This window comes from Ferrovibrio xuzhouensis (genome assembly GCF_042648965.1).
GTDB lineage: Bacteria > Pseudomonadota > Alphaproteobacteria > Ferrovibrionales > Ferrovibrionaceae > Ferrovibrio > Ferrovibrio xuzhouensis.
The window spans coordinates 62,793-79,169 of sequence record NZ_JBHRYJ010000008.1 but is presented as its reverse complement, the minus strand read 5'-3'; the positions used below and the strand labels follow the sequence as shown (position 1 = coordinate 79,169).

At 63.5% G+C, this 16,377-nt stretch carries 17 protein-coding genes; 11 read left to right on the top strand and 6 right to left on the bottom strand.

Annotated elements, in window-relative coordinates; translation table 11 throughout:
• Nucleotides 1-57 precede the first annotated feature (57 nt).
• The 10 genes from ACFOOQ_RS22420 (at nucleotide 58) to ACFOOQ_RS22375 (ending at nucleotide 10,168) form a co-directional block, all read left to right on the top strand.
• Nucleotides 58-924 (top strand): class I SAM-dependent methyltransferase, encoded by an 867-nt coding sequence (locus ACFOOQ_RS22420; RefSeq protein WP_379729943.1) that lies wholly within the window; start codon nucleotides 58-60, stop codon nucleotides 922-924.
• 25 nt (nucleotides 925-949) lie between these two features.
• Nucleotides 950-1,909 (top strand): glycosyltransferase, encoded by a 960-nt coding sequence (locus tag ACFOOQ_RS22415; RefSeq protein WP_379729942.1) that lies wholly within the window; start codon nucleotides 950-952, stop codon nucleotides 1,907-1,909.
• A gap of 254 nt (nucleotides 1,910-2,163) precedes the next feature.
• Nucleotides 2,164-2,991: a methyltransferase, TIGR04325 family gene (locus tag ACFOOQ_RS22410; RefSeq protein WP_379729941.1), complete on the top strand. Its 828-nt coding sequence runs from the start codon at nucleotides 2,164-2,166 to the stop codon at nucleotides 2,989-2,991.
• Complete coding sequence (locus ACFOOQ_RS22405; protein WP_379729940.1) at nucleotides 2,988-3,872, top strand: glycosyltransferase family 2 protein; 885 nt, start codon at nucleotides 2,988-2,990, stop codon at nucleotides 3,870-3,872. Before ACFOOQ_RS22410 ends, ACFOOQ_RS22405 begins: the two co-directional genes overlap by 4 nt.
• Before the next feature lie 218 nt (nucleotides 3,873-4,090).
• On the top strand, nucleotides 4,091-5,227 hold the full coding sequence (locus ACFOOQ_RS22400) for a CgeB family protein (RefSeq protein WP_379729939.1): 1,137 nt from the start codon (nucleotides 4,091-4,093) through the stop codon (nucleotides 5,225-5,227).
• Nucleotides 5,224-6,024 carry a class I SAM-dependent methyltransferase gene (locus tag ACFOOQ_RS22395; RefSeq protein WP_379729938.1) on the top strand — a complete coding sequence of 267 codons (801 nt, stop codon included), beginning with the start codon at nucleotides 5,224-5,226 and terminating at the stop codon, nucleotides 6,022-6,024. Before ACFOOQ_RS22400 ends, ACFOOQ_RS22395 begins: the two co-directional genes overlap by 4 nt.
• Nucleotides 6,021-6,995, top strand: coding sequence for a hypothetical protein (locus ACFOOQ_RS22390; RefSeq protein WP_379729937.1), 975 nt, complete (start codon nucleotides 6,021-6,023; stop codon nucleotides 6,993-6,995). The genes ACFOOQ_RS22395 and ACFOOQ_RS22390 overlap by 4 nt, the downstream gene beginning before the upstream one ends.
• An 11-nt stretch (nucleotides 6,996-7,006) precedes the next feature.
• Complete coding sequence (locus tag ACFOOQ_RS22385; RefSeq protein ID WP_379729936.1) at nucleotides 7,007-7,771, top strand: glycosyltransferase family 2 protein; 765 nt, start codon at nucleotides 7,007-7,009, stop codon at nucleotides 7,769-7,771.
• Nucleotides 7,772-7,802: 31 nt separating this feature from the next.
• Nucleotides 7,803-9,227 (top strand): phosphomannomutase, encoded by a 1,425-nt coding sequence (locus ACFOOQ_RS22380; RefSeq protein ID WP_379729935.1) that lies wholly within the window; start codon nucleotides 7,803-7,805, stop codon nucleotides 9,225-9,227.
• Nucleotides 9,224-10,168 (top strand): UDP-glucose 4-epimerase family protein, encoded by a 945-nt coding sequence (locus ACFOOQ_RS22375; protein ID WP_379729934.1) that lies wholly within the window; start codon nucleotides 9,224-9,226, stop codon nucleotides 10,166-10,168. Before ACFOOQ_RS22380 ends, ACFOOQ_RS22375 begins: the two co-directional genes overlap by 4 nt.
• A 27-nt stretch (nucleotides 10,169-10,195) precedes the next feature.
• Here ACFOOQ_RS22375 and ACFOOQ_RS22370 read toward each other — a convergent pair whose 3' ends face one another.
• From ACFOOQ_RS22370 to ACFOOQ_RS22345, 6 genes are read right to left on the bottom strand one after another with little or no spacing between them, the layout of a single operon-like run.
• The gene (locus tag ACFOOQ_RS22370; RefSeq protein ID WP_379729933.1) at nucleotides 10,196-12,127 is read right to left on the bottom strand and encodes a methyl-accepting chemotaxis protein; all 1,932 of its coding nucleotides are present in this window, start codon (nucleotides 12,125-12,127) and stop codon (nucleotides 10,196-10,198) included.
• A 54-nt stretch (nucleotides 12,128-12,181) separates the two neighbouring features.
• A complete protein-coding gene (locus tag ACFOOQ_RS22365; protein WP_379729932.1) occupies nucleotides 12,182-12,445 on the bottom strand; it encodes a BufA1 family periplasmic bufferin-type metallophore in 264 nt (87 codons plus the stop codon).
• Between the two features lie 36 nt (nucleotides 12,446-12,481).
• Complete coding sequence (locus tag ACFOOQ_RS22360) at nucleotides 12,482-13,288, bottom strand: SDR family NAD(P)-dependent oxidoreductase (RefSeq protein ID WP_379729931.1); 807 nt, start codon at nucleotides 13,286-13,288, stop codon at nucleotides 12,482-12,484.
• Nucleotides 13,289-13,290: 2 nt separating this feature from the next.
• Nucleotides 13,291-13,998, bottom strand: a complete 708-nt coding sequence (locus ACFOOQ_RS22355; protein ID WP_379729930.1) for a glutathione S-transferase family protein — start codon at nucleotides 13,996-13,998, stop codon at nucleotides 13,291-13,293.
• Nucleotides 13,999-14,011: 13 nt separating this feature from the next.
• Nucleotides 14,012-14,950 carry a DMT family transporter gene (locus ACFOOQ_RS22350; protein ID WP_379729929.1) on the bottom strand — a complete coding sequence of 313 codons (939 nt, stop codon included), beginning with the start codon at nucleotides 14,948-14,950 and terminating at the stop codon, nucleotides 14,012-14,014.
• On the bottom strand, nucleotides 14,947-15,615 hold the full coding sequence (locus tag ACFOOQ_RS22345; protein WP_379729928.1) for a peroxiredoxin-like family protein: 669 nt from the start codon (nucleotides 15,613-15,615) through the stop codon (nucleotides 14,947-14,949). Before ACFOOQ_RS22345 ends, ACFOOQ_RS22350 begins: the two co-directional genes overlap by 4 nt.
• Nucleotides 15,616-15,753: 138 nt before the next feature.
• On the opposite strand from ACFOOQ_RS22345, the gene ACFOOQ_RS22340 reads away from it, so the two are divergent.
• Nucleotides 15,754-16,371, top strand: a complete 618-nt coding sequence (locus ACFOOQ_RS22340) for a TetR/AcrR family transcriptional regulator (protein WP_379729927.1) — start codon at nucleotides 15,754-15,756, stop codon at nucleotides 16,369-16,371.
• Nucleotides 16,372-16,377 lie beyond the last annotated feature (6 nt).

Below are 16,377 nucleotides of genomic sequence, written 5' to 3'. Positions count from 1 at the left end.
GACCGATACGGGTGCCCGGGTCGCTATTCCATAATGAAATGCCGCGAATGCGGGCACATGATGACAACGCCGCGGCTCATGGAATCCGATCTTCCGGCCCTGTACAGTCAGTATTACCCCCGTGCGAGCGTTGATTATGAGTCCATGGAGCGCGAGGCCAATCTGGTGGTGCAGCCCCGGGCGGCGTTCAGGCGATGGCTTTCGGGGACCGACAACCAGGGACATTATCTCGCCAGGGCGGGGCAGACGGTGCTGGACATCGGCAGTGGCGCCTGTCTTTCGCTACTGGAAATGAAGCTAGTGGATGTGGAAGGGTACGGCGTCGAAACCGATCCCAATGTTCGCGCAATTGCTGATAAGTTTGGCCTGAACGTCCATATCGGCAGCATTCATGATAACCCATTTCCTGGTAAACAGTTCGATCTAGTGGTGATGAACCAGGTGATCGAACACATCCCCGAACCCGGGGCGCTGCTGAATGTAGTGAAGTCGCGACTCAAGCCGGATGGCCGGCTGATCCTCTCTTTCCCGAATGCAGGATCGCTGGCTCGGCTGCTCTCCGGCCGGAAGTGGATCAACTGGCATGTTCCCTATCACCAGCATCATTTCTCGCTGAAATCTTTTTCCCGCTTGGCCAGTCAGCACGGCTATCGCGTGGGGCGGGTGCGCACGGTCACGCCGAACCTGTGGACAGTGCTGCAGATCCGCGCGCTCTCGGAAGAAACTCGTGAAGGCCAGGCTTCCGGCAGTTGGGCAAGTGGCGCGGCCGCGCATCGGCAGCCGACTCTGGCAGAATGGCTCTGGGCGGTATTGAAAGACCGGCTCCGGAGGGGCATCAGCATGGGGCTGGTGGCTGCCAACAGGGCGGTCGATGCGGCAGGCAAGGGCGATAGCCTGGTTGTCGAATTGTACCCAGTTAATTAACGCCATGTGACACAGCAGGGGGAATATGCAGACGATGACCTCATTCCTTCCGGGCACCAGTCGGCTGGCTCCCGTGGTGCTGTTTGTCTACGCAAGGCCGGATCACACGCGTGAAACCCTGGGCGCATTGCAAAGGAACACTCTGGCTGTCGATACGGACCTGATCATTTATTCGGATGCGGCCCAGAATTCTCAGGCCGAGGTAAAAGTTCGCGAGGTGAGAGAACTCGTACGCGATATCTCCGGCTTTAAGAGCGTTAGGGTCATCGAACGAAGCGCGAATTGGGGATTGGCCGGAAATATCATCGACGGAGTGTCGCAGGTTTGTGGCCAGTATGGCCGCGTCATCGTGCTGGAAGACGATATCGTCACCAGTCCGACGTTTCTGGAATTCATGAATGCGGCGCTGGAGCGCTATCGGCACGAACCCCGGGTCTGGCATATCGGTGCCTGGAATTACCCTGTGTTTGACAGTGCCAGGAATGCACCGGATGCCTTGCTGTGGAGGTTGATGAATTGCTGGGCCTGGGCAACCTGGGCGGACCGTTGGGCATATTTCAGGAAAGAACCTCGTCGCCTGATCACCGAGTGGGATCAGGAGAAGATCCGCGCCTTCAATCTCGATGGTGCCTATGATTTCTGGCGGCAGGTCCGGCAGAATGACGCCGGCGAAATAAGCACATGGGCAATTTTCTGGTATGCCACCATCTTCGAGAATGGCGGCCTTTGCTTAAATGCGACAAAAAGTTATGTGCGAAATATTGGTCTTGACGGGTCCGGGCAGAATTGCGGCATGGACGAGAAAAACCAGGACATTCACGACGAAGCGCCGGCAACGTGGCCGGAAGCCATGCAGGAAGACGCCGAATCGATTCAGAAGTTGCGGCGGTATCTTCTCCCGAAAAAGGCATCGATACCGATACGGATCATCAGGCGGCTGAAAAGAATGGCAACGCGATTGGGTGAGGGGCCTGCAAATAATTGAGAGGATTCGGTACGCTGAGGAACTGCTCGTAATAAAATGCGATCGCGTCGACGCGGCGTCCGTTCCAGTTTCCGGAGAAGGCAAGTCCCGCCTCGCTCCAGTGAATATTTACATAACCAGAATGAAGAAGGGATCGGAATGATTCCAGATAACATGTCGCCGCATGGCGACAACGGGGTGAAGTGTCTGCAGACATGCATCGACGTCGGGTCGCTTCTGTGCGTTCTGCGCGAATCTGGAGTGGGCAAAAAAGTATGAAATCCGTCACGTTGAAGCTTGGCGTCTGGCGGATGGCGCTTGAGGCGGGGCGGGCAGAAGGACCGGTGTCGTCGCGCGGCAATCGGTTCGAGACCGGCTTTGGTGATTGGAATGCCGCGGCCGCGGCGGCTGTTGGTTATGATGCGACCGCCATTCTCGACCGGGCGGTTGCGGCCGCTCGGGACGTCCGAGATGGCCGCGCGATGTTCGAGCGGGATACCCTGACATTCCACCGGCGGGAATTCGACCATGCGCTGCTGGCTTGGATGCTGTATGCGGGTTCGCGCGGCCAGCCTCTGCGCGTGCTGGATTTTGGCGGCGCCCTTGGCAGTTTGTACTATCAGCATCGTCGATGGCTGGAGCATCTGTCCGGTTTCGCCTGGGGCGTGGTCGAGCAGGCGCATTTCGTGGCGGCCGGGCGGCGGGAGTTCGAAACTCCGGCACTGCACTTCTTTGCAACGGCGGAAGACTGTGTCAGTCAGCTGAGTCCGGATTTCCTATTACTGTCCAGTGTGCTGCAATACCTGCCTCGGCCCCACGAGATTCTCGGTCGGTTACTCGCCGGGCAGTTTCCCTTTGTGCTGATCCACAGGACCATGGCGCAGCGTCACGGCCCGGACGAAATCGCCGTTCAGCATGTCGACCCGGCCATTTACCCGGCAAGCTATCCCCTGTGGTTGCTCGATGCCGTGCAGCTTGAGGCCATCTTTGCTGAGTATGGCTACGAGATCGTGGATAATTTTGATCCCTATCCTGGATCGTATTTCGGTCCGCCAGGACACGAAGCGCCTTACCAGAGCTGGTTTTTGGAAAAGAAGCGGTGAAACCGGTGCGAATCTTTGTCCTGATCCCGGTTTTTAATCGCCTGCAGCATACCAAGCAAGTGCTGGACGACTTGCGCCGGCAGACGCTGGTAGGGGCTCTGCATCTCGTCGTTATCGACGACGGATCGACGGATGGAACGAGCGATTTTCTTGCCAGCCAGCAGGACGTGGTTACTCTCAGGGGAAATGGCAGCCTGTGGTGGGGCGGAGCGATCCAGAGCGGGCTTGAATACGTCCGGACCCAGGAGCCGACGGACAGGGACTATGTCCTTTTTCTCAACAACGACACGTCGTTTGAGCCGGGGTATGTCGAGACTCTGGTGGAAACGTCTCGCAGCCACGGTGACGCCGCGGTTGGTAGCGTGATCCATGAACCGGGGCGCGACCCTCCGTTGACGAGCATCGGCGCACGGGTGAACATAAACGGTCTTGCAGTCTGGGATCGGCTGAGTGAGTTGACACCGGAAGAGGTGAGGGCAAACAAGGCGACTTACCAGGTCGATGCCTTAAGCGGACGCGGCACGCTTTATCCCGCCATGCTGTTCAGCCGCTTCGGCATGATGCGGCCGTGGCTGCTGCCGCACTATTTTGCCGACTACGAAGTGGCTATGCGATTTGCCCGGCACGGGGTGCGCCTGTTGGTGGCAACCGGGGCTATTGTGTATTCCCCGCCGGTCTACGGCAACGATGTCTCGCGGTTCAACTGGTGGGAACGCCACTTCAGTCCGCGGTCTTCCAGCAATATCATCCGCAAGGTTCTTTTTTATCTTCTGGTGGGAACTCCTCTTCAACGCCTGACTGCTCCGTTTAGGATGCTCTACTTCTCCTGCGCGAGGGCCTTGTTTTCCTGCGCCGGGACTTTAATCACATGGATGCGTTGATACAGGGCGGTTTGCGGTACTCGCGATGCTGTGTCTGCAGTTTGTCTGTGCCGCCTTTTATGACCAAGGTTGCCGCGAGTACCAGGGGGCATAGCGTTATGTTTTCGACTGATGCAGCCCGCCATCGGCATTTCCGGAATCTCCAATGATTTTTTTAGACACCATTGGCAGAGGAGGCCGTCCGGTCGTTGCATTGCGGTTCATGGATAGGAGTTAGTATGCGTATCGCGATCATTGACACGTACTATCCTCGCTTCGTGGCATCGCATTACCGCCTGAACAGTGGAATCTCTCGGCTGAGTTACCGGGAGCAGCAGAAGAAGTTGCTCGATGCGTGCTTTGGCACTTCTGATTTTTATAGCCGGCACCTCAACAATCTCGGGTGTGAGGCTCATGACCTGATCGTTAATTGCGTCCAGCTCCAGCAGACCTGGGCCAGGGAGAACGATGTCCCGGTCAGCACACTGGCGCTGAAGGTGCCGCATCGCGCCTTTCGCCTGCCCGTCGTGGGACCATGGCTTTCCTCGTTACCCGGTCTGCTTGACGTTGCGGTGGCCCATGTGCGCGCTTTGAAGCCGGACGTGCTCTATTGTCAAGATCTGAGCTTCTTTCCCGGTGAAGTGCTTCAGCAACTAAAGAAACATGTCGGCCTTGTCGTCGGCCAGATTGCTTCTCCGCTGCCGCCCGAATCATTTCTGCGTGGATACGATCTGATTCTGACGTCTTTCCCGCATTTCGTTCCACGCTTGCGGGAAAGCGGAATGGCGTCCGAGTATTTTCGGATCGGGTTCGATGAGCGGGTGCTCTCGATGCTTGATGATGTAAAAAGGGATGTCGGTGTCAGCTTTGTGGGTGGAATCAGCCGGCATCACGGTAAGGCTCTGCCACTGCTCGAACATATTGCGCGCAATACTGACATTCGGTTCTTTGGCTATGGCGCAGGAAATTTGCCGCGGTCCTCCCCTATACGAAGGCGGCATGGTGGTGAAGTCTGGGGCCTGGATATGTACCGCGCCCTGGCCCGCAGCCGCATCACGCTCAACCGGCATATCAATGTGGCGGAGAACAATGCCAACAACATGCGCCTCTATGAAGCAACCGGTGTCGGAACCCTGCTTCTGACCGATCGGAAGGATAACCTGGGCGAGTTGTTCGAGATCGGCAGCGAAGTCGTTGCCTATTCGAGTGCCGAAGAGGCGGTCGAACTGATTCAGTATTACCTTGCCCACCCCGAGGACGCGCAGGCCATCGCCCGCGCCGGACAGGCGCGTACGCTGCGCGAGCACACCTACCGGCATCGCATGGAAGAGCTGGTCCCGGTTCTGGAACGGTATCTGCGGGCGCAACATCCATGATTGCCGGGCTTCGCGCGCTGCTGAATCGCTTTCCCGGGCTGAAGCGTCTGCTCAGATATCTGCTGCAGGCCCTGCCGGCCGCCGGGGTCTCTTCCCATTACGTACGGCTGGAAGGAGAGCAGGCGACTGCGGAATCCAGCCGCCTGCGGGCGGCCTGGCAGGCGCAGGAACTGCCGGCGAGGCAGCGGGAGTTGGTCGAGCGGCAGCTTGCGACATACCGGCACGGCGAGTCGGTCGATGTCTTCGATATCATGGTGCGGGCGCTGCGGGACCTGCCGTCAGACGTGCGCGGGCTCTCGCTGCTGGAAATAGGGTGTTCCAGCGGGTTTTATTCAGAGGTCCTGGATATTGCTGGCTTTGGCGTGGGTTATGCCGGCTGCGATTATGCAGAACCGTTCATTGCCCTGGCGCGCCAGAAATACCCGGCGCTGCGCTTCGATGTGGCGGACGCCACCGCGCTGCGCTACGCGGATGAAGCCTTCGACATCGTGATTTCCGGCTGCTGCCTGCTGCATATCCCGGAATATCGGGCTGGCGTGGCCGAGACCGCTCGTGTCGCCCGCCAGTATGCCATCTTCCACCGCACGCCAGTGGTTCTAGGGCAGCCTACGGTCTACTACCGCAAGCAGGCCTACGGCGTGGAGACGGTGGAAATCCACTTCAACGAACCGCAGTTCCTCAGCCTTCTGGCCGATTGCGGCCTTGAGGTAATCGCAACCTATACCCTGGACGAGAGTGTTTCTCACAGGGTTGGCGCCGCCAATCGCACCTATGTGTGCAAGAAGAGTACCCCATGAGCCCTCGATATTTCTGCACCCTGTTCGATAGAAACTACCTGTTCAAGGGCGTGGCAATGCTGCAGACGCTCAGGCAGAACTGTCCGGATGCCCATGTACATGTGCTCTGCATGGATGCGCAGACGCGGAGCATCTTGGAGCAACTCAAGCTGCCGGATGTGGTCTGCCTGTCCCTGGATGAGATCGAGGATGAAGCGTTGCTGAAGGCGAAGGCTGATCGCGGCATCGCCGAATATTGCTGGACCCTGTCCCCCTGTTTGCCCTGGCATGTGCTGCAGCGGAATCCGGAGATCGATTTCATTACCTATCTTGACGCTGACCTGCTGTTCTATTCTCCGATACAGCCGTTATTCGACGAAATCGGGGATGCCTCGATCGCCATCATCGAACATCGCTTCAGTGAGCGGCTCAAGGATCGCGAGGTCAATGGCCGATTCTGCGTCGAATGGGTCAGTTTCCGGCGGGACGAGCAGGGCATGGCGTGTCTGTCGCGCTGGCGCGACCAATGCATGGAATGGTGCTATTACCGGCTCGAAGACGGCAAGATGGGTGACCAGAAATACCTCGATGAATGGCCAGGCCGGTATTCGGGGTGCCATATCCTGATGCATCCGGGAGCCGGCATCGCGCCCTGGAATTACGAACAATACCGCTTTGCGCATGACGCGGCTGGTGGCATCACGGTGCAGGACAGCCCGTTGATCTTCTACCACTTCCACCAGTTCCAGTTGATCGAGAACGGACGGTTCGACCGGCTTTCGACCTTTTACACCGCCAGTTGCCGCGAGCCGGAGATGGTCTATCAGGCCTACGAAACCAAACTCGGGCAGGTTATCCGCGAGGTGCAATCGATCATTGCTGGCTTCTCCGGCGGATTCGTCTCGCCCACAAGCATGCGGAAGCGCCGCTGGATCCAGCAGCTGATCCCGATGCCACTCAAAGAGATCGCGCGCCAGTTCATCCGCTACTGATGATCCGGTACATGGAGCAGACGCTGCCAACCGTTTCCGTCATCACGGTTTGCTATAACAGCGCGAAGACGCTGGGTGCGGCGCTGCAGTCTGTCGCCGATCAGGATTACCGGAATGTCGAACATATCGTCATTGATGGCGCTTCATCCGACGGCACGGCCGACATCCTGGATCGTTTCCGCGGCGGATTGGCCGCAGTCGTCAGCGAGCCGGACAAGGGCATCTACGATGCGATGAACAAGGGCCTGCAGCGGGCCAGCGGCGACATCATCGCGTTTCTCAATGCTGATGATCAATACGTGTCGCCTCATGTGTTGTCGCGCGTTGCCGGGCAGATTGCAGAGCATGGGCTGGACGCCCTGATGGGCGACGTCACGTTCTTTCGCGAGGGGCAGCCCGGGCAGGTAGTCCGGCGCTATCGGTCCGACCGGTTCAGCCCGGGACGCCTGGCCTGGGGCTGGATGCCGGCGCATCCGGCGTTGTTCCTGCGGCGCGAGGTGGTTCGCAAGGCCGGACTGTTCAAAACGGACTACCGGATCGCCGGAGATTTTGAATATATTATCCGAATATTCCACGGTCAGCAGCTTCGCTACCGTCATCTGCCCGAGGTGCTGGTCAGGATGCAGGCTGGTGGTGTCAGCACCAACGGTCTGCAGGCGAAAATCCGGCTGAACCGGGAAGTGCTGCGCGCCTGCCGGGAAAACGGCATACGGACCAATATGCTGAAGATACTTTCGAAATACCCGATCAAGCTGTTTGAGATGCTGGCGCGGTGACAGCAGTGGCTGCCGGTACCATGGTCCTGCCATGACATCGACCCTGCAATCCGGTTTTCCGCAGGTGGCGTTCGGCACCAGCGGTGTCCGGGCTTTGGTTGCCGATCTGACCCTTGAGGCGGTCTCGGCCTATGTATTCGCCTTTGTGGAGCGGATGCGGCAGGCCGGCGGCTTGGCAGACGGTGGCGCCGTGGCCGTGGCGATGGACCTGCGGCCCAGCAGTCCGGCGATCGCCCGGGCGGTCTGCCAGACGCTGCGGCATCTCGGCCACGGGGTGGTGTTTCTCGGCACGCTGCCCACACCGGCCTTGGCCCTGCACTGTCTGTCGGCGGTGATGCCGGGGATGGTGGTGACAGGCAGCCATATCCCGTTTGATCGCAACGGGATCAAGTTTTATGGACCGACGGGGGAGATTCTCAAGGAGGACGAGCAGGCCATGGCGACTCTGCCGCTGCCGGCCGACCGCTCGTATGTGCCGTCCACGTCCGCCGCGCTTCCCAAAGCCGCAGCAGAAGCCAGCCGCAGATATGTTGAGCGCTATATCGGGTTCTTCGGTGCCGGCGCCTTGCGTGGCCTGCGTATCGGCCTGTACCAGCACAGTGCCGTGGGCCGCGATGTGACACTGGCGATTCTGGAAGGCCTCGGGGCGACAGCACTGCCGCTGGCGCGCAGCGATACATTCGTGCCGATTGACACCGAGGCGGTCGGTGCCGCGGATCTGGCGCAGGCACGGCAATGGTGTGCCGAGTCTGGCCTTGATGCCGTGGTGTCGACCGACGGCGACGGCGACCGCCCGCTTGTATTCGATGCCGATGGCAATTTTATTCGTGGTGACCTGCTGGGCCTGATCTGTGCCCGGGCGCTCGGCATTCAGGCCCTGGCCGTGCCGGTCAGTTGCAACACGGCGATCGAGCAGGCCGGGGTTTTCAGGCGCGTGGCGAGGACACGCATCGGCTCCCCGTATGTCATCGCCGGGATGAATGACCTACTCGCGACGGGAGAAGGGTCCGTGGCCGGGTTCGAGGCGAATGGCGGATTTCTGCTGGCCTCGTCGCTGCCGGGCCTGGAGGCGTTGCCGACCCGGGATGCCATCCTGCCCATGATCTCCATTCTGGCTGCCACGGTTCAGGCGCGGCGCTCGCTGGCCGATCTGGTTGCCGACCTGCCGCCGCGCTTCACCCACAGCGACCGTATCCAGGACGTTCCGAATGCGGTGTCGCGGACACTGCTTGCACGCCTGACAGATGACGCAGCTTTCCGGGCGGAGGTTTTCGTGTTCAAGGGCGGGATTGCCGGTCTCGATACCACAGACGGCGTGCGATTGACATTTGCCGACGGGGATATTGTCCACCTGCGGGCCTCCGGCAACGCGCCGGAACTGCGATGCTACGCCGAGGCCGGCTCGTACCGGCAGGCCACGCAGCTTTGCGACAGCACGCTGGAGCGGGTGGTTTGAAGGTCCTCGTTACGGGCGCCAGCGGCTTCGTCGGCCGCGAACTCTGTGCATGTCTGGAACGGTCCGGCCATACGGTCATCCGCGCCATGCGCCGGCCCGGGCCGGCGATAGGAGTCGTTATCGGGAATATTGACGGCGGCACGAGCTGGGCGGCCGCATTGTCGGACGCCCCTGATGCGGTGCTCCATCTGGCGGCCCGCGTGCATGTGATGGGGGCCGAGGGCACCGACGCCGCGCGGCTTTACCGGCAGGTCAACAGTGAGGGCACGACAAATCTGGCCCGGCAATCTGCTGCGGCAGGGGTGAAGCGGTTTGTTTTCCTCAGCACGATCAAGGTGCTGGGCGAGGGAGGCAACCGGCCTTACAAGGCTGACGATCCCGCGGCCCCCTGCGGTCCCTATGCCGTTTCCAAATGGCAGGCCGAGCAGGGATTGCTGGAGATTGCGGGCCGGACCGGGATGGAGGCTGTTATCTTGCGGCCACCACTGGTCTATGGCCCTGGTGTCGGCGCCAATTTCCTGCGCCTGATGCAGGCGGTTGATGCCGGTTGGCCACTGCCATTTGCGGCCATCCGGAATCGCCGCAGTCTGATCCATGTCGGCAATCTGGTTGATGCAATCGTCGCCTGCCTGACACAGGCAAAGGCAGCCGGCAAAACATTTATGGTCAGTGACGACGAGGATGTGTCGACGCCTGAACTGGTCCGGCGTATCGCTTCTTCCCTTGGCCGCCGCCCGCGTCTGTTTCCGGTGCCGCCCGCGGGCTTCCGCTTGTGCGGACAGCTGCTTGGCAAGGGGGCGGCCATCGAGCGGCTGCTGGGATCGCTGACGGCGGATTGTGCGCCAATCAGGACCGAGCTTGGCTGGGCGCCACCGCATACCATGCAAGATGGATTGGCGATCGCGGCCGAATGGTACCGCAAGATCAAGGCGTCGAGCTGACACCTTGTCGTGGGCGTTTCCGCCCCGTCATATCCTGCCTGGCCTGACCCCGGCGTCCATGCCGCTGCCGGTGCGAAAATAGCCGATCACCTCGGTGAGCGCGCCGGCCTGGTCAGTCAGCAGCTGGGCCGAGGCGGTGGTTTCTTCGACCAGGCCGCTGTTGCGCTGGGTGAGCTCGTCCATATGGCCTACGGCCTGGTTGACCTGCTCCAGACCGGTAGTCTGCTCCTGCGACGCCAGCGCGATCTCTCCGACGATATCCGAGACCTTCTTGACGGCGCCGACGATCTCGCCGAGCGCGGCGCCGGTCTGGTTCACCAGGTCGACGCCGTTGCGGACATGGCCGTTCGAGGCGCCGATCAGGGCCTTGATGTCCTTCGAGGCATTGGCCGAACGCTGCGCCAGGTGACGCACCTCCTGGGCGACCACGGCGAACCCGCGACCGGCCTCGCCGGCACGCGCCGCCTCGACGCTGGCGTTCAGCGCCAGCAGGTTGGTCTGGAAGGCGATCTCGTCGATCAGGCTCATGATGTCGGCGATGCGGTGCGCGCTGTCCTCGATCTGCTGCATGGCGGCCACGGCGGCGCCGACCACGTCGCCGCCTTTTTCCGCCGTGTCGCGGGCGACCAGCGCCAGCCGGCTGGCGGCCTGGGCGTTGTCGGCATTGTGGCGCACTGTGGTGGTCACCTCGTGCATCGCTGCCGCGGTTTCCTCGAGGCTTGAGGCCTGGCTTTCGGTGCGCGAGGCGAGCTGCGTCGCGCCGGTGGAGATTTCCGAGGCCGTGGTATGCACGGCCGCGGCGGTTTCCGACAGCCGCGTGACGATGCCGGCGAGTTTGTCGGCCATGCTGTTGGTATCGCTGCGGATGGCGCCGAAGATGCCGTCGTGGCGGCTGGCGATGCGGCGGGTGAGGTCGCCGGACGACAGGGCGGTCAGCACCGCGCTGACTTCGGTCAGCGCTTCGCTCATCGTTTCGGTCAGGCGGTTGATTTCGCGCGCCATCACCAGGAACAGCCCGTCCTTGCCTTCGGCCGGCAGGCGGCGGCTGACGTCGCCGGCGGCCACGGCGGCGACCAGGGCGGCGATTTCCTCGCCGGCAGCACGGTCTCGCTCGCGCTCGGCAGCGGTGCGCCGGCTTTCCTCTTCGGCGCGCATGGCGTTCTGACCCTCCAGCATCGCTCTGGCCGCGGCATTCTCGCGGAACACCACCAGCGCCTCGGCCATCTCGGCCACCTCGTCATGGCCCTGGTTGGCGGCGATGGCGACGGACAGGTCGCCGGCGGCCAGCTGGCGCATGGCGGCGGTCAGCCGGCGGATCGGTACGGCGATCGACCAGTGCATCAGCATGCCGGCCAGCAGGGCGATGCCGGTCAGCAGCACCAGGCCGGTGGCGGAATAACGATAGGCATGGGCGAAGGCGGTTTCCTGCTGGGCCGAGCGTTCGGTGAGGATCTGCCGTTCATATCTCTCGATGGCATCCAGCGAGGCGCGGATGTCGTCCATCATGTCGCGCGCGTCCGTCGAACGGATCAGCGCATAGACCCGTTCGGCATTCGACGGATCGCCGAAATCGCGCAGGATCACCGCCGACACCTTGCCCTGCCAGTCGGCGACCTGCTGCTCCAGCATGTCGAGCCGCCGGCTCTGCGCGTCGTCGCGGCCGATCAGGCGGGCCAGCCGCTGCTGTGCGGCCTTGGCTTCAGCCGCGCCGTCCTGCAGCGGTTTCAGGAAGCCCTTGTCCTCGGTCAGCACATAGCCGCGCAGGCCGGTTTCCTGGTCGGACATGGCCAGCCCGTAGCGGCCGATCTCGGCGAGAATGCGCGAGGCATGATCGGTCTTGTGCTTGGCCGATTCCAGGATGCCGAGATTGGCATAGACGAGGGCGGCCAGTGCGCCGACCACCGCCAATAGCAGGGCGAAGGCGATGGCGATGCGGATGGATATTTTCAGGCGGCGCATGGGGAATCCTGCGACGGATGTCGCGGCGGGGAGGCCGGACAGGCTCTTATGCGATCAGCTCTTCCTGGACTCGAGGCTGCCGCCGACGATCTTGACGCAGGTGCCGGTCGGCACCGCCAGCCAGGCATCGGTCTGGCCATCCTTCTTCGAGGTGCCGGCGCAGGATGAAGTCGCGGTCTGGCAGTCGTTCTTGCCGGCCTTGGCAACGCCGAAGCATTTCTCGGTCTTGCTCTGCGCCTGGGCATTGGCGGCAAGGCCGGCGCCGAGCGCGAGCGCGGCGGCGATGACGGTGGCGGTGGCGAGGGTTCGGGTCTGCATGGTGTCGTCTCCGTTGGCTTGTGGGGATACGCGAAGTCAGAGCGCCGAATGCCCGCGCACGGCCTCGGCAAGTGCCGGCTTGAGGCCGAGGAAGCGTTCGTCGAGGGCGGCGGGATTCTCGCGGTTGGTGGCGATCATCTTGGCGCGCGCCTCGCCGCCGCGGATCACCTCGAAGGCATCGGTGGCGATGCCGTCGACAATCGCCTCGGCCACGGCCGTGGCCGGCTCCTTGACGAAGCCGACATCGGGCCCGGCCTTGGAGGTCTGCATCATCGGCGTGTCGGTGGCGCCCGGATAGACGGTCAGCACATGCACGCCTTCACCCTTCAGCTCGCGCCGCAACGCCTCGCCGAAGCGCGCCAGGCCGGCCTTCACCGCGGCATAGGTCGCGTAGAAGGGCATGCCGATCAGGGCGATGCCGGAGGTGATGTCGACGATGAGGCCGTCGCCCGAAGCCCGCAGGGCCGGCAGGGCGGCGCGGGCTAGCAGGATCGGCGCGACGAGGTCGACCTCGATCATCGCGCGGATTTCGGCTTCCGAGGTGTCTTCCAGCCGGCCGGCACGCACGCCGCCGGCATTGTTGATCAGGATGTCGAGGCCGCCGAGCGTCTGCTGCCCGGCATCCAGCGTGGCCTTGCGGCCGGCCTCGGTGGCCACGTCGGCGGCGACGCCCTCGGCCCAGCCGCCGCCGCGGCGCAGCAGTTCGAGCGCCGTCGCCAGCACGTCCGGCCGGCGGCCGGTGATGAAGACGCGGGCGCCTTTGGCCTGCAGGGCCTGCGCCGTGGCGAGACCGATACCGCTGGTGCCGCCGGTGATGATGATGCGCTTGCCGGTGATCTCCATGGTTATTCCGCCGCCTTCGGATAGTTCGACGGGAACAGCGCGCGACGGGCGTCCTCGTCCATTTCGGCCTTGAAGCTGTGGCTCTTGCCGACCGCGCGGGCCTTGGCGACCGCCGGCCGCGCATCGATGGCAGCGAACCAGCGCTTCAGGTTCGGATAGGCGGCCAGTACGTCGGCCTCGCCCGGCAGGGCCACGCCGGCGCGGTCGAGCCAGCCCCAGGCCGAGATATCGGCGATGGTGTAGTCGCTGCCGACGATGTAGTCGCGGCCGGCAAGATGCTGGTCGAGCACCTGGTAATGGCGGTCGACCTCGCGGCGGTAGCGGTTGATCGCATAGGGCAGCTTCTCCGGCGCGGCGAGCTGGAAGTGCACGGCCTGGCCGGAATAGGGCCCGATGCCGCTGGCGATGAAGAACAGCCAGGACAGCAGTTCCGGCCGGTCGGCCGGGCTGCCGGCGAAGCGGCCGGTCTTTTCGGCGAGATAGAGCAGGATCGCGCTTGAATCGAAGACGCGGGTTTCCTTGCCGCCGGGGCCCTCGGTATCGACGATGGCCGGCAGCTTGCCGTTCGGATTGATGGCGCGGAAGGCCGGCAGATGCTGCTCGCCCTTGCGGGTGTCGACCGGCACCAGTTCGTAGGGCAGGCCGGCCTCTTCGAGAAACAGCGCGACCTTGGCCGGATTGGGCGTCGGATGGAAATAGAAGCGGATCACGAAAACTCTCCTGTTACGGGGTGGCTTGGGGAACTTGCGGGGTCGGCCGCGCGGCGAGCAGCACGCCGGCGGCGATGACGGCGGTGGCAATGCCGCTGGCGAGGCTGGGGGCCTCGCGCAGTACCGGGAAGGCCAGTGCGGTGGTGATCGCCGGCAGCAGGGCAATGATCGCGGTGGCGGCGCCGGCGCCGAGCAGGGTGACGGCGCGGTTGAAGGTGACGATGGCAACCGCGCTCATCAGCAGGCCCTGGTAGACGGCCTGGAAGGCGAGTTCGCCGGGCGAGGCCTCGCCGAGGCGCGACAGGCCGGCAAGCAGGTAGACCGGCAGGTACAGTGCCGCCGACCAGACGCAGATCAGCGCCGCCGCCTGGATCGCCGGCAGCCGGCTGCGGCGAAACCGCAGGGTGTAGACCGCCCACATGGCGGCGGCGATGACCAGCGCGAGAATGCCGCCCGGGCTGAAATGCCCTTCCGCCATCGCATGACCGGCGACCAGCGCGACCAGGCCGGCGGCAATCGCCACATAGCCCAGCAGGCGCAGGCCGCCCGGCGGTTCGCCGAAGACCAGCCAGCCGATCAGACCGGCGAAGACCGGCATCAGCGCCGGGGTGACCGTGGAGGCCTGCGCCGCCGACGTCAGTTCCAGGCCGAGCGTGACGAAGAGGACGAAGGGCGCGCCCCACAGGATGGCGTAGAGCAGGCCCTCCAGCCACAGGCGCGGCGGCAGCCGGCGGCCGGGGGCCAGCAGGGCGGGCAGCAGCAGGATCGCGCCGCCGCCGAAGCGCAGCGCAATCACGTCCCAGACCCGCAGCGTGTGGTGAGTGACGCCGAAGCGGGTGACGACGAACCAGCCGGCGAAGATCGTCACCGTGACGGCAGCCCAGCCGAAGCCGGCCGCCAGTCTGCGGGTGTCGGTCTTCATGGCAGGCACGGACGCGGCGGCAGCGGTCATGCCGCCCGGGTGCCGGCAGCACGCAGCGCGCGCAGGGCGGCGATGATGGCGTCCGGCTCGAGGCGCAGGCGGTAGTCGACCTCGACATGGGCGAGCGACACTTTGCCGTCGGGCGCGATCACGAAGGTCGCCGGCACCGGCAGTTCCCAGCTGTCGTCGCCGTTGAAATCGGGCAGCAGCTTGCCGGCCGACCGCATGGCGTCGCGCAATTCTTCCGGCAGGGCGAAGACCAGGCCGAAGCTGCGGGCCACGGCATTGCCGGCATCGTTGAGCACGTCGAATTCGAGGGCGTTCTTCTCGGCGGTGCCGAGCGAGGCATCGGGCGACTGCGGCGAGATCGCCACCAGCCGGCCGCCCAGCGCGACGATCTCGGGCAGTGCGCGCTGATAGGCACGCAGCTGGATATTGCAATAGGGGCACCAGCCGCCGCGGTAGAAGGTGACGACCACCGGGCCGCCACGCAGCAGGCCGGACAGGGTCACCGGGCGGCCCTGGGTGTCGGGCAGGGTGAAATCGGGGGCAGCCTGGCCGCTGCGCAGGGCCTGGTCGAACAGGGCGCTCGCCCGCAGTTCCTCGACCTTTGCGGAGTAGAGTTCGGCCCGGCCGGCGGGCGCGGTGCGCTCCCATTCGGCCCGGAAATCGGCAAGTTCCTGTTCCAGTGTCATCGTCGTGTGCCCTGCAGGAGATGGCGGCACCGGCGGGAATCCCGACCGGCATTGCGTTTTAGAACGATTGTTATAGAATGTACCAAACCGGCGGCAAGCGCAATAACCTTGTCGGGTCACATTTCTGCGAAGGGCTCCATGGCGCGGCCGAGAGAATTCGACGAAACAGCCGTCCTCGATGCGGCGGTGCAGTGTTTCTGGCAGCACGGCTACGACGGCACCTCGGTCCGCGACCTGGCCGAGAAGACCGGGATCACCAGCGCCAGTCTTTACAATGCCTTCGGCGACAAGCGCGGACTGTACCGGCGGGCGCTGGACCATTACCTGGCGCAGAGCTTCGGCGACCGCGTCGGCCGTTTCGAGGGCCATCTGCCGCCGCGCCAGGCGATCACTGCCTTTTTCGAGGAGATCATCGACCGCTCGCTGAAGGACACCCAGCGCAAGGGCTGCATGCTGGTCAACTCGGCCCTCGAGGTCGCGCCGCACGACCCGGAATTCCGTCGCGTGGTGACCGGCATGCTGGAGCAGGTCGAGGCCTTCTTCCGCCGCTGTGCCGAAGGCGGCCAGCGCGACGGCACCATCACCACGGCACAATCCGCCGATGACCTGGCCGGGCTGCTGCTGAGCGTGCTGCTCGGCATTCGCGTCCTCGCCCGCACACGGCCGGAGCGCGACCTGCTGCACGGCCTGGTGCGGCCGATCTACGACCTGCTGGACAGCGATACGGCGGCGCGGAAAGTTCCGCTGCACAGCTGAGCAGCT

Excerpts from the sequence above, each read along its gene's own strand:
- ACFOOQ_RS22420 (WP_379729943.1), top strand. The coding sequence starts at position 58 with ATGATGACAACGCCGCGGCTCATGGAATCCGATCTTCCGGCCCTGTAC.
- ACFOOQ_RS22415 (WP_379729942.1), top strand. The coding sequence starts at position 950 with ATGCAGACGATGACCTCATTCCTTCCGGGCACCAGTCGGCTGGCTCCC.
- ACFOOQ_RS22410 (WP_379729941.1), top strand. The coding sequence starts at position 2,164 with ATGAAATCCGTCACGTTGAAGCTTGGCGTCTGGCGGATGGCGCTTGAG.
- ACFOOQ_RS22400 (WP_379729939.1), top strand. The coding sequence starts at position 4,091 with ATGCGTATCGCGATCATTGACACGTACTATCCTCGCTTCGTGGCATCG.
- ACFOOQ_RS22395 (WP_379729938.1), top strand. The coding sequence starts at position 5,224 with ATGATTGCCGGGCTTCGCGCGCTGCTGAATCGCTTTCCCGGGCTGAAG.
- ACFOOQ_RS22390 (WP_379729937.1), top strand. The coding sequence starts at position 6,021 with ATGAGCCCTCGATATTTCTGCACCCTGTTCGATAGAAACTACCTGTTC.
- ACFOOQ_RS22385 (WP_379729936.1), top strand. The coding sequence starts at position 7,007 with ATGGAGCAGACGCTGCCAACCGTTTCCGTCATCACGGTTTGCTATAAC.
- ACFOOQ_RS22380 (WP_379729935.1), top strand. The coding sequence starts at position 7,803 with ATGACATCGACCCTGCAATCCGGTTTTCCGCAGGTGGCGTTCGGCACC.
- ACFOOQ_RS22370 (WP_379729933.1), bottom strand. The coding sequence starts at position 12,127 with ATGCGCCGCCTGAAAATATCCATCCGCATCGCCATCGCCTTCGCCCTG.
- ACFOOQ_RS22365 (WP_379729932.1), bottom strand. The coding sequence starts at position 12,445 with ATGCAGACCCGAACCCTCGCCACCGCCACCGTCATCGCCGCCGCGCTC.
- ACFOOQ_RS22360 (WP_379729931.1), bottom strand. The coding sequence starts at position 13,288 with ATGGAGATCACCGGCAAGCGCATCATCATCACCGGCGGCACCAGCGGT.
- ACFOOQ_RS22350 (WP_379729929.1), bottom strand. The coding sequence starts at position 14,950 with ATGACCGCTGCCGCCGCGTCCGTGCCTGCCATGAAGACCGACACCCGC.
- ACFOOQ_RS22345 (WP_379729928.1), bottom strand. The coding sequence starts at position 15,615 with ATGACACTGGAACAGGAACTTGCCGATTTCCGGGCCGAATGGGAGCGC.
- ACFOOQ_RS22340 (WP_379729927.1), top strand. The coding sequence starts at position 15,754 with ATGGCGCGGCCGAGAGAATTCGACGAAACAGCCGTCCTCGATGCGGCG.